This is a genomic window from Serratia sp. CY56464 (assembly GCF_052168435.1).
Lineage (GTDB): Bacteria > Pseudomonadota > Gammaproteobacteria > Enterobacterales > Enterobacteriaceae > Serratia > Serratia marcescens.
The window spans coordinates 1-12,909 of record NZ_JBJNMV010000010.1 but is presented as its reverse complement, the minus strand read 5'-3'; the positions used below and the strand labels follow the sequence as shown (position 1 = coordinate 12,909).

Genomic DNA, 12,909 nt, shown 5'->3' with positions numbered 1-12,909 from the left:
TGTCTGGTAAAAAACGCCGGTCAATTTCTGCTGTAACCATAGTAGCAAAGTTTGCTCGGCCCCGGCATGAGGCGAAAAAAAACCGCCCCCGAGGGAGCGGTTTATCTGGCGATGGGCCCGGCATGCCGGGCCCGCGGCGCGGATGACGATTATTCGTCGTCGCTGCCGCCCAGGCCTGCATTGAGCAGCTCGGCCAGGTTAGCCGTCGCTTCTTCCGCGCTGACTTGCGGAACAACCGGCGCTTCACCCTGAGCACGGCGACGCATGCGATCCTGATGATAAGCGTAACCGGTACCGGCTGGGATCAGACGGCCCACGATGACGTTCTCTTTCAGGCCACGCAGTTCATCACGCTTGCCGGCTACGGCAGCTTCGGTCAGAACGCGCGTCGTTTCCTGGAACGATGCGGCGGAGATGAAGGACTCGGTCGCCAAGGAAGCCTTGGTGATACCCAGCAGATCGCGCGAGAAGGTTGCCGCGATTTTACCTTCAGCTTCCAGCTGACGGTTGGCAATCTTGACGCGAGACACTTCAGCCTGCTCGCCTTCCAGGAACTCGGAGCCACCAGCGCTAACGATGGTGCCTTTACGCAGCATCTGACGAACGATAACTTCGATGTGCTTATCGTTAATCTTAACGCCTTGCAGACGGTAAACTTCCTGCACTTCGTTGGTGATGTAGCGGGTAACCGCATGCACGCCACGCAGACGCAGAATGTCGTGCGGAGACTCTGGACCGTCGGAAACGACGTCACCACGTTCCACCACTTCGCCTTCGAACACGTTGAGCTGACGCCATTTCGGAATCATCTCTTCGTAAGCGTCGCTGCCGTCCAGCGGAGAGATCACCAGGCGACGTTTGCCTTTGGTCTCTTTACCGAACGAGATAATCCCGCTGATTTCAGCCAGGATTGCCGGCTCTTTCGGACGACGCGCTTCGAACAGGTCGGCAACGCGCGGCAGACCACCGGTAATATCCTTGGTACCGCCGGATTCCTGAGGAATACGCGCCAGGGTATCACCCGCACCGATCTGAATGCCATCTTCCAGCTGAACGATCGCTTTGCCCGGCAGGAAGTATTGAGCAGGCATATCAGTACCTGGGATCAATACGTCTTCGCCCTGAGCGTCAACGATTTTCAGTGCCGGACGCAGGTCTTTACCGCTACCGGTACGCTCTGCGCTGTCCAGAACAACCAGAGAAGACAAACCGGTCAGTTCGTCGGTCTGACGAGTAATCGTCTGGCCGTCAACCATGTCCGCGAAGCGAATGAAGCCGCTGACTTCACTGATGACCGGCATGGTGTGCGGATCCCAGTTAGCGACGGTTTCGCCGCCATTAACTTCTTCACCGTCGCCTTTGCCCATCACGGCGCCGTAAGGCACCTTGTAGCTTTCTTTGGTACGGCCGAATTCGTCGATCAGTTTCAGTTCGGTGTTACGCGAGGTGATCACCAGCTTGCCTGCGGCGTTCATAACGAACTTCGCGTTGCTCAGCTTGATGCTACCCTTGTTTTTCACCTGAATGCTGGATTCAGCAGCCGCACGAGATGCCGCACCACCGATGTGGAACGTACGCATCGTCAGCTGTGTACCCGGCTCACCGATGGACTGTGCCGCGATAACGCCGATGGCTTCGCCTTTGTTGATGATGTGGCCACGTGCCAGGTCGCGACCATAGCAGTTTGCACACACACCAAAGTCGGTTTCACAGCTCACTACGGAACGGACTTTAACGCTGTCGACAGAGTTCTCTTCCAACAGGTCACACGCCTTCTCGTTCAGCAGGGTGTTGCGTGGCACCAGAATGTCCGCCGTACCCGGCTTGAGGACGTCTTCTGCCGTCACACGGCCCAGAACGCGTTCACGCAGCGGCTCTTTCACGTCGCCACCTTCGATAACCGGAGTCATCAGGATGCCGTCGTGGGTACCACAGTCGTCTTCGGTCACCACCAGATCCTGCGCCACGTCAACCAGACGACGGGTCAGATAACCGGAGTTCGCGGTTTTCAGTGCGGTATCCGCCAGACCTTTACGAGCACCGTGGGTGGAGATGAAGTACTGGAGTACGTTCAGACCTTCACGGAAGTTCGCGGTGATTGGCGTTTCGATGATGGAGCCGTCCGGCTTCGCCATCAGACCACGCATACCGGCCAGCTGACGAATCTGAGCGGCGGAACCACGCGCACCGGAGTCGGCCATCATGAAGATGCTGTTGAAGGAAACTTGCTGTTCCACTTCGCCGTCACGGTTAACCACGTCTTCTACCGACAGGTTTTCCATCATCGCTTTAGCAACGCGTTCGTTCGCTGCAGCCCAGATATCGATCACTTTGTTGTAGCGTTCACCGGCGGTAACCAGACCAGACTGGAACTGCTCCTGGATCTCGGCAACTTCGGTTTCCGCTTCTTCGATGATCTCCGCTTTCTTGGCCGGGATAACCATGTCGTCGATGCCTACGGAAGCGCCGGAACGGGCTGCGTAAGCAAAACCGGTGTACATGATCTGGTCAGCAAAGATAACGGTCGGCTTCAGGCCCAGGATGCGGTAACAGGTGTTCAGCATCTTGGAGATCGCTTTCTTGCCCAAAGGCTGGTTAACGATCGCGTACGGCAGACCTTTCGGTACGATCATCCACAGGATGGCGCGGCCGATGGTGGTGTCGATGATGCTGGTCTGAGAAGTCCATTCGCCTTCGGCGTTTTTGACGTCTTCGGTGATACGCACTTTAACGCGCGCATGCAGAGACGCCAGGCCGGCGCGGTATACGCGCTCAGCTTCTTTGGAACCGTTCAGCACCATGCCTTCGCCCTTGGCGTTAACACAGTCGCGGGTCATGTAGTACAGACCCAGTACAACGTCCTGAGAAGGAACGATGATTGGCTCGCCGTTCGCTGGGGACAGGATGTTGTTGGTGGACATCATCAGCGCACGCGCTTCCAGCTGGGCTTCCAGCGTCAGCGGCACGTGAACGGCCATCTGGTCACCATCGAAGTCGGCGTTGTATGCCGCACAAACCAGCGGGTGCAGCTGGATCGCTTTACCTTCGATCAGAACCGGTTCAAACGCCTGGATACCCAAACGGTGCAGGGTTGGTGCACGGTTCAGCAGTACCGGGTGTTCGCGGATCACTTCGTCCAGGATATCCCAAACGACGGCTTCTTCACGCTCAACCATTTTCTTGGCGGCTTTGATGGTGGTGGCCAGGCCACGCAGCTCCAACTTGCCGTAGATGAACGGTTTGAACAGCTCCAGCGCCATCTTTTTAGGCAGACCGCACTGATGCAGACGCAGGTATGGACCTACGGTGATTACGGAACGGCCGGAGTAGTCAACGCGTTTACCGAGCAGGTTCTGACGGAAACGACCCTGCTTACCTTTGATCATGTCGGCCAAAGATTTCAGAGGACGTTTGTTGGAACCGGTGATCGCACGACCGCGACGGCCGTTATCCAGCAGGGCGTCTACCGCTTCTTGCAGCATACGCTTTTCGTTGCGCACGATGATGTCCGGCGCAGCCAGATCCAGCAGGCGTTTCAGACGGTTGTTACGGTTGATCACGCGGCGATACAGATCGTTCAGATCCGACGTCGCGAAACGGCCGCCATCCAGCGGAACCAGTGGACGCAGATCCGGCGGCAGTACCGGCAGCACGGTCAGGATCATCCACTCCGGCTTGTTGCCGGACTGTACGAACGCTTCCAGCAGCTTGATACGCTTGGTCAGCTTCTTGCGCTTGGTTTCGGAGTTGGTTTCGTTCAGCTCTTCACGCAGCTGCTCGCACTCGGCTTCCAGATCCATGTTTTTCAACAGGGCCTGAATAGCTTCCGCACCCATCTTGGCGTCGAATTCGTCACCGAACTCTTCCAGCGCGTCCAGATACTGCTCTTCGGTCAGGATCTGACGACGCTCGAGGTTGGTCATACCGCCTTCGACCACCACATAGGATTCGAAGTACAGTACGCGTTCGATGTCACGCAGCGGCATATCCAGCAGCAAACCGATGCGGGATGGCAGCGATTTCAGGAACCAGATGTGCGCAGTCGGGGAAGCCAGTTCGATGTGGCCCATGCGCTCACGACGCACTTTGGTCTGGGTCACTTCAACGCCGCACTTCTCACAGATCACGCCGCGGTGTTTCAAGCGCTTGTACTTACCGCACAGGCACTCGTAATCTTTTACCGGCCCGAAGATACGGGCGCAGAAAAGGCCGTCACGCTCTGGTTTGAACGTACGGTAGTTAATGGTTTCCGGCTTCTTAACTTCACCGAACGACCACGAACGGATCATGTCTGGCGAGGCCAGAGCAATCTTGATCGCATCAAACTCTTCGGTCTTAGTTTGCGCTTTCAGAAACTTCAATAAGTCTTTCACGGATTGGCTCCTGTCGGAGTTAAACCTGTTGGGCACCCACAACCGCAGTAGGTACCCGTGTGACCTGAACAACCACCCTCAGGCTCCCTTAGGCGGGGAGCCTGAGCCGGAATGACGATTACTCGTCTTCCAGTTCGATGTTGATGCCGAGCGAGCGGATTTCTTTCAACAGTACGTTGAAGGACTCCGGCATGCCTGGCTCCATCCGGTGATCGCCATCCACGATGTTTTTGTACATCTTGGTACGGCCGTTAACGTCATCCGACTTAACGGTGAGCATTTCCTGCAGGGTATAAGCCGCGCCGTATGCTTCCAGTGCCCACACTTCCATCTCACCGAAGCGTTGACCACCGAACTGCGCTTTACCACCCAGAGGCTGCTGAGTAACCAAGCTGTAAGAACCGGTTGAACGGGCGTGCATTTTATCGTCAACCAAGTGGTTCAGTTTCAGCATGTACATATAGCCGACAGTAACCTGGCGCTCGAATTGCTCACCGGTACGGCCATCGAACAGCGTGATCTGACCGGAGGTCGGGATTCCGCCCATTTCCAGCAGCTTCTTGATTTCAGTCTCTTTCGCACCGTCAAACACCGGCGTTGCGATCGGCATACCTTTTTTCAGGTTCTCTGCCAGACGCAGCACTTCGTCGTCGCTGAAGGTGTTCAGGTCAACTTTCTGGCAAACGTCGTCGCCCAGATCGTAGGCCTTCTGGATGAACTCACGCAGCTTGGCCACTTCCTGCTGCTGCTTCAGCATCTGGTTGATCTTCTCACCGATGCCTTTCGCAGCCATACCCAGGTGGGTTTCCAGGATCTGACCGATGTTCATACGTGATGGTACGCCCAGCGGGTTCAGTACGATGTCTACCGGCGTGCCGTTTTCATCGTAAGGCATATCTTCGATCGGGTTGATCTTGGAGATAACACCCTTGTTACCGTGGCGACCCGCCATCTTGTCACCCGGTTGGATCTGACGTTTAACGGCCAGATAAACCTTGACGATTTTCAGTACGCCCGGCGCCAGATCGTCGCCCTGAGTGATCTTACGACGCTTGGCTTCCAGCTTCTTCTCGAAGTCGGATTTCAGTTCGTCGTACTGCTCAGCCAGCTGCTCCAGCTGGTTTTGCTTCTCTTCGTCGGTCAGGCCCAGTTCCAGCCAGCGATCGCGCGGCAGCTTGCTCAGCTTGTCGGCTTCGATGCCACCGGCAACCAGCACCGCGTGGATACGCGCAAACAGGCCGGCTTCCAGGATCTGCAGTTCTTCAGTCAGGTCTTTCTTCGCCTGCTTCAGCTGCATCTCTTCGATTTCCAACGCGCGCTTGTCTTTTTCCACGCCATCGCGGGTGAAGACCTGCACGTCGATAACCGTACCGGAAACGCCGTTCGGTACACGCAGAGAAGAGTCTTTAACGTCAGACGCTTTCTCACCGAAGATCGCACGCAGCAGCTTCTCTTCCGGCGTCAGCTGGGTTTCGCCTTTAGGCGTTACCTTACCGACCAGGATGTCGCCGCCGGTCACTTCAGCACCGATATACACGATACCGGATTCATCCAGCTTGGAGAGCGCCGCTTCACCCACGTTAGGGATGTCGGCGGTGATCTCTTCAGGCCCCAGCTTGGTGTCGCGAGACACGCACGCCAGTTCCTGGATGTGGATGGTGGTGAAGCGATCTTCCTGCACCACGCGCTCGGAGACCAAGATGGAGTCTTCGAAGTTGTAGCCGTTCCAAGGCATGAAGGCTACGCGCATGTTCTGGCCCAATGCCAGTTCGCCCAGGTCTGTCGATGGGCCATCCGCCAGCACGTCGCCGCGCTCGATTGGCTCACCCAGATTCACACACGGCATCTGGTTGATGCAGGTGTTCTGGTTAGAACGGGTGTACTTGGTCAGGTTGTAAATATCGATACCTGCTTCGCCCGGGTACATCTCGTCTTCGTTAACTTTGATAACGATACGGGAAGCATCCACGTACTGGATCACACCGCCGCGTTTGGCAACGGCGGTTACGCCGGAGTCAACCGCTACAGCACGTTCCATACCGGTACCGACCAGCGGCTTGTCAGCGCGCAGGGTTGGTACGGCCTGACGTTGCATGTTCGCACCCATCAATGCACGGTTGGCGTCATCGTGTTCCAGGAATGGAATCAGTGAAGCACCAACGGAAACGACCTGCTGGGTGGATACGTCCATGTAGTCAACCTGGTCGCGGCTGAACAGGCTTGATTCGCCTTTGCTACGACAGGTGACCAGGTCTTCTACGAAGCGGCCTTCTTCATCCAGGTTGGAGTTCGCCTGGGCGATAACGAAGTTGCCTTCTTCAATAGCAGACAGGTAGTTGATTTCATCGGTCACCACGCCGTCACGCACGCGGCGGTACGGGGTTTCCAGGAAGCCATACTCGTTAGTCTGTGCGTACACGGACAGGGAGTTGATCAGACCGATGTTTGGACCTTCCGGCGTTTCGATTGGGCACACGCGGCCGTAGTGGGTCGGGTGTACGTCTCGAACTTCAAAGCCGGCACGCTCACGGGTCAGACCGCCCGGGCCCAGTGCGGAGATACGACGCTTGTGCGTGATCTCGGACAGCGGGTTGTTCTGGTCCATGAACTGAGACAGCTGGCTGGAGCCGAAGAACTCTTTCACCGCCGCCGAAATCGGCTTGGCGTTGATCATGTCCTGAGGCATCAGGGTATCCAGATCGCCCAGAGACAGACGCTCTTTCACCGCACGCTCAACACGCACCAGACCTACGCGGAACTGGTTCTCGGCCATTTCGCCAACGGAGCGGATACGGCGGTTGCCCAAGTGGTCGATATCGTCCACTTCGCCCTTGCCGTTACGGATATCGATGAGCTTCTTCATCACTTCGATGATGTCGTCTTTGCTCAGGATGCCCGAACCTTCGATCTCGTCGCGCAGCAGAGAACGGTTGAACTTCATACGGCCAACCGCGGACAGATCGTAGCGGTCTTCGGAGAAGAACAGGTTCTCGAACAGGCTTTCGGCAGCTTCGCGCGTTGGCGGCTCACCAGGACGCATCATGCGGTAGATTTCTACCAGCGAGCTCAGACGATCGTTGGTCGGATCGACACGCAGCGTTTCAGAGATGTACGCGCCGTGGTCCAGATCGTTGGTGAACAGCGTTTCGATGCGCTTGTGGCCGGACTGGCTCAGCTTGGCCAGCAGATCCAGCGACAGCTCCATGTTGGCTGCGCAGATCAGTTCGCCGGTATTGGTATCGATATAGTCTTTCGCGACCACTTTGCCCGCGATGTACTCTACCGGTACTTCAATGCTCTGAATGTCGTCTTTTTCCAGCTGACGGATATGACGAGCGGTGATGCGACGGCCTTTCTCTACGTAGATCTTGCCGTTGGCTTCGATATCGAACGAAGCGGTCTCACCACGCAGGCGCTCTGGCACCAGCTCCATCTGCAGCTTGTTGTCGCGGATTTCGAAGACGATCTTGTCAAAGAACAGGTCGAGGATCTGTTCAGTGGTGTAGTTCAGCGCGCGCAGAATGATGGTCGCAGGCAATTTGCGGCGACGGTCAATACGCACGAACAGGTTGTCTTTCGGATCGAACTCGAAGTCCAACCATGAACCGCGGTAAGGGATGATGCGTGCGTTGTACAGCACTTTACCCGAGGAGTGGGTTTTACCCTTATCGCTGTCGAAGAATACGCCAGGACTACGGTGCAACTGAGATACGATAACCCTCTCAGTACCGTTGATCACAAAGGTGCCGTTTTCGGTCATGAGCGGAATTTCGCCCATGTAGACTTCTTGTTCCTTGATGTCTTTGACCGTACCTTCAGGCGCTTCGCGCTCATAGATAACCAGGCGCAGTTTTACGCGCAGCGGTGCAGAGAACGTCACACCACGGATCTGGCACTCTTTGACGTCGAAGACCGGCTCACCAAGACGGTAGCTAACGTATTGCAGCTCCGAATTGCCACTGTAGCTCTGGATAGGGAAAACAGAACGGAATGCGGCTTCAAGGCCGTACTGCCCTTCTGGATCTTGCTCGATAAACTTCTGGAACGAGTCAAGCTGGATAGAAAGGAGATATGGTATGTCCAGCACTTGTGGACGTTTACCAAAATCCTTACGAATACGTTTTTTCTCGGTATAGGAGTAAACCATAGGGTTCCTCAGCTCGCTGATCAGTGACCCAATCTGTCCGTCCGATTAGGGACAGTTCATGCAACACCGTTTTGTCGACCGGAAAGCGGGAACACTTTCCGCAATGTCTCTTGCTATCACGCTTAAACCATTTCATCGCGCCTTCCCCCAGAACTCCTGGTAGTGCAAAGACCGCGGTATATTAAGTCGTCAATAGAAACAAACATTGGGAGGCGAAACCAGCAGCCAAACAGTGTGAAACGCTACTGGCGCCCTACAGCGCAAAAAGGCTGGTGACTAAAAAGTCACCAGCCATCAGCCTAAAAGACTAGGCTGCAACCGGAAAGGTTGGCTTATTTAACTTCAACTTCTGCGCCAGCTTCTTCCAGAGATTTTTTCAGAGCTTCTGCGTCATCTTTGCTCACGCCTTCTTTCAGAGCGGCTGGAGCAGATTCAACCAGGTCTTTAGCTTCTTTCAGACCCAGGCCGGTAGCGCCACGTACTGCTTTGATAACAGCAACTTTGTTAGCGCCTGCAGCTTTCAGGATAACGTCGAATTCAGTTTTCTCTTCAGCAGCTTCAGCTGGGCCAGCAGCTACAGCTACAGCAGCAGCAGCAGAAACGCCGAATTTTTCTTCCATAGCGGAAACCAGTTCAACAACGTCCATTACGGACATAGCGGCAACTGCTTCCAGGATTTGGTCTTTAGTGATAGACATAACAATTGTTCCTAAAATTCAGAAATAGTTTAAATACGTTAGCAAAGGCTAAGAAAGAGTGGCTTACGCCGCTTCTTTCTGATCGCGTACTGCAGCCAGAGTGCGAACCAGTTTGCCGGCAGCGGCTTCTTTCATGGTTGCCATCAGGCGTGCGATCGCTTCTTCGTAAGTTGGCAGCGTCGCCAGGCGGTCGATTTGCGCCGCTGGGATCAGCTCACCTTCAAAGGCCGCAGCTTTAACCTCGAATTTTGCATTCGCTTTCGCGAACTCTTTGAACAGACGAGCAGCAGCGCCCGGGTGTTCGTGAGAGAATGCAATCAAGGTTGGACCGACAAACGTGTCTTTCAGGCATTCGAATGGAGTGCCTTCAACTACGCGACGCATCAGGGTGTTGCGAACAACACGCATGTAAACGCCAGCTTCACGACCTGCTTTACGCAGTTCAGTCATTTTATCTACGGTAACGCCGCGGGAATCCGCAACAACCGCAGACAGCGCGCCTTTGGCTACTTCGCTGACTTCAGCAACAATCGCTTGTTTGTCTTGAAGATTTAATGCCATTAGCTTTTTGCTCCTGGATTAGCCGGGGAAAATCCCCCGGAACTCACTTCACTCGGCGCTTTGTAAAACGCCACGCCGAGCGGCTTAACACGGTGAGCAGAATCCAGCAAAGACATTCTTTTATAAAAAAGAAAAATTTTCTTAGGCTCTGTCACCGTCTACGCAGGAAGGATTAAGTATCTTGCGATACACCTGCGGTCTTGGACGGAGGCCTGGATAGGCCAGGCTCCAACCGAAAAATCTTTGTTTTGCCTACGGCATAGCCAATAGCAAAACCTTGGGGCATAAGATTCTAGACAAATCTCGGCCCCAAGTCAAAGCGATAATCGCAAGTGCGATTAGTTCGCTGCGGCAGACAGACCGCTCTGATCGATAGCAACGCCAGCACCCATGGTGGTGGAGAGGCTAACTTTCTTGATGTACATGCCTTTCGCCTGAGAAGGTTTTGCTTTTTTCAGCGCAACCAGCAGGGCTTCCAGGTTTTCTTTCAGTTTGTCTGCGTCGAAATCAACCTTACCGATAGTGGTATGGATGATGCCGTTTTTGTCGTTACGATAGCGAACCTGACCTGCTTTAGCGTTTTTCACTGCTTCAGCAACGTTCGGAGTAACGGTACCCACTTTCGGGTTTGGCATCAGGCCACGTGGACCCAGGATCTGGCCCAGTTGACCAACAACGCGCATTGCATCCGGGGAAGCAATAACAACGTCGAAGTTCATTTCGCCTTTCTTGATCTGCTCAGCCAGATCGTCCATACCTACCAGCTCTGCGCCTGCAGCTTTCGCAGCTTCAGCGTTAGCGCCTTGGGTAAATACGGCAACGCGAACGGAACGACCGGTGCCGTGTGGCAGAACGGTAGCGCCACGAACGTTTTGGTCAGATTTACGAGCGTCGATGCCGAGGTTAACGGCAACGTCAACGCTTTCTACGAATTTAGCGGTGGCCAGCTCTTTCAGCAGAGCAACAGCTTCAGTGATGTCATACTGTTTAGTAGCATCAACTTTGTCACGGATCACGCGCATGCGCTTGGTCAGCTTAGCCATCTCTTAATCCTCCACTACCAGGCCCATGGAACGAGCGGTACCTTCGATGGAGCGAGTCATCGCTTCAACGTCAGAACCAGTCATGTCCGCAGCTTTGGTTTCTGCGATTTCACGTACCTGAGCACGGGTCACTTTACCTACTTTGTCTTTGTTCGGCTTACCGGAACCAGACTTGATACCAGCCGCTTTTTTCAGCAGAACTGCTGCTGGCGGGGTTTTGGTAACGAAAGTGAAGGAGCGATCAGAATAAACGGTGATAACAACCGGAATCGGCAGACCTTTTTCAATGCTGTCAGTCTTAGCATTGAACGCCTTACAGAATTCCATGATGTTAACGCCCTGCTGACCCAGAGCTGGACCCACTGGTGGGCTCGGGTTAGCCATACCAGCTGCAACTTGCAGCTTGACGTAGGCTTGTACTTTCTTAGCCATTTAAATTTCCTCGGTTTGGGTAGTATCGCCTCGTGAGAGGCTCCCCGTGTTTAACCTCGCCGGACAAACATCAGGCAAGGCATCTAAAAACAAAAGGCGCGAAATTGTAGTTCAATTTCACGCCTTTGACAAGCGGCAACAGGCCGCTTACTGCTGATTATTCGATCAGCCTTTTTCAACCTGGCTGAAGTCCAGTTCCACCGGCGTTGCACGACCGAAGATGGAAACGGAAACTTTCAGGCGGCTCTTCTCGTAATCGACTTCTTCGACCACGCCATTGAAATCGGCAAACGGGCCGTCGTTGACGCGCACCAGCTCGCCCGGCTCGAACAGCGTTTTCGGACGCGGCTTGTCACCGACCTGCTGCAGACGGTTCATGATCGCATCAACTTCTTTATCGCTGATCGGCGCTGGACGGTCAGACGTACCGCCGATGAACCCCATGACGCGCGGTACGCTGCGCACCAGGTGCCAGCTGGCGTCATTCATCACCATCTGCACCAGCACATAGCCAGGGAAGAACTTACGCTCGCTCTTGCGACGCTGGCCGCCACGGATTTCAACCACTTCTTCCGTAGGCACCATCACTTCGCCGAACAGCTCTTCCATATCGTGCAGTTTGATGTGTTCACGCAGCGATTGTGCTACGCGACCTTCAAAACCGGAAAACGCCTGAACGACGTACCAACGTTTTTTTGGAGCTTCAGACATTTTAGAACCTCAGGCCAGTAATAAACGACACCAGACGGACCAGAATACCATCCAGCCCCCACAGAATCAGTGACATCACGGCGGTTACCGCGGCGACGATCAACGTGGTGTGCAGCGTTTCCTGACGAGTTGGCCAAATCACTTTACGTACTTCGGTACGCGCTTCACGGGCAAACGCAACGGTGGCTTTGCCTTTGGTGGTCATCAGAGCCACTGCACCTGCAACGGCGATGATCAGCACAACTGCCAGCGCGCGCAATGGCAGGCTTAAATCACGGTAGTAATAGTTACCGACAATAGCCACAACCAACAGAACGGCGACGATCAGCCACTTTGCCGCTTCCAGGCCGCGTCCGCTCCCTTGAGCCTCGGTATTCGCACTCATAAACCAACCTGTCACAATGATGATTCAGAACAAACAACTTTGCCTCGCATTGCGAGGCAAACCAAACCGATCGGATACCGCACTAGCGATATCCCGGTGTTTTACGCCATGACGTATTCAGTCAATACGGTTTAAGAGCCCATCTCACCAATGATTATGACTGCAAAATCGCTGATGAGATAGGTTCTAGTTCACAGCGTAGAAAAAGGGCATCAAATGATGCCCTTTTACCGCGTGTCGCGTCAAACTTTATCAGCGATTAAGCGATAACTTTAGCAACAACACCAGCGCCTACAGTACGGCCACCTTCACGGATTGCGAAACGCAGACCGTCGTCCATCGCGATTGGGTGAATCAGGGTTACAACCATGTTCACGTTGTCGCCTGGCATTACCATCTCTACGCCTTCTGGCAGTTCGATGGTACCGGTCACGTCAGTGGTACGGAAGTAGAACTGTGGACGGTAGCCTTTGAAGAATGGCGTGTGACGACCACCTTCATCTTTGCTCAGGATGTACACTTCAGATTCGAACTGGGTGTGCGGCTTGATGGAGCCTGG

8 protein-coding genes and 1 pseudogene are annotated in these 12,909 nt (G+C 54.5%); all 9 read right to left on the bottom strand.

What is annotated here, in order from left to right:
* Window positions 1–149 precede the first annotated feature (149 nt).
* Window positions 150–4,373 carry a DNA-directed RNA polymerase subunit beta' gene (gene rpoC / locus ACJ8KE_RS23310; RefSeq protein ID WP_004929899.1) on the bottom strand — a complete coding sequence of 1,408 codons (4,224 nt, stop codon included), beginning with the start codon at window positions 4,371–4,373 and terminating at the stop codon, window positions 150–152.
* A gap of 118 nt (window positions 4,374–4,491) precedes the next feature.
* A complete protein-coding gene (rpoB, locus tag ACJ8KE_RS23305) occupies window positions 4,492–8,520 on the bottom strand; it encodes a DNA-directed RNA polymerase subunit beta (protein ID WP_004929900.1) in 4,029 nt (1,342 codons plus the stop codon).
* Between the two features lie 332 nt (window positions 8,521–8,852).
* Complete coding sequence (gene rplL, locus ACJ8KE_RS23300; RefSeq protein ID WP_004929903.1) at window positions 8,853–9,218, bottom strand: 50S ribosomal protein L7/L12; 366 nt, start codon at window positions 9,216–9,218, stop codon at window positions 8,853–8,855.
* A gap of 63 nt (window positions 9,219–9,281) precedes the next feature.
* Entirely contained in the window at window positions 9,282–9,779 is a 498-nt protein-coding gene (gene rplJ / locus ACJ8KE_RS23295) for a 50S ribosomal protein L10 (protein ID WP_004929905.1), read from the bottom strand.
* Window positions 9,780–10,117: 338 nt separating this feature from the next.
* A complete protein-coding gene (gene rplA / locus ACJ8KE_RS23290) occupies window positions 10,118–10,822 on the bottom strand; it encodes a 50S ribosomal protein L1 (RefSeq protein ID WP_004929908.1) in 705 nt (234 codons plus the stop codon).
* Between the two features lie 3 nt (window positions 10,823–10,825).
* The gene (gene rplK, locus ACJ8KE_RS23285) at window positions 10,826–11,254 is read right to left on the bottom strand and encodes a 50S ribosomal protein L11 (RefSeq protein WP_004929911.1); all 429 of its coding nucleotides are present in this window, start codon (window positions 11,252–11,254) and stop codon (window positions 10,826–10,828) included.
* A 165-nt stretch (window positions 11,255–11,419) separates the two neighbouring features.
* Window positions 11,420–11,965: a transcription termination/antitermination protein NusG gene (nusG, locus tag ACJ8KE_RS23280; protein WP_004929914.1), complete on the bottom strand. Its 546-nt coding sequence runs from the start codon at window positions 11,963–11,965 to the stop codon at window positions 11,420–11,422.
* Between the two features lies 1 nt (window position 11,966).
* Window positions 11,967–12,350, bottom strand: coding sequence for a preprotein translocase subunit SecE (gene secE / locus ACJ8KE_RS23275; RefSeq protein ID WP_004929916.1), 384 nt, complete (start codon window positions 12,348–12,350; stop codon window positions 11,967–11,969).
* A 259-nt stretch (window positions 12,351–12,609) separates the two neighbouring features.
* Window positions 12,610–12,909 (bottom strand): annotated as a pseudogene (gene tuf / locus ACJ8KE_RS23270) (elongation factor Tu); the annotation flags it as partial.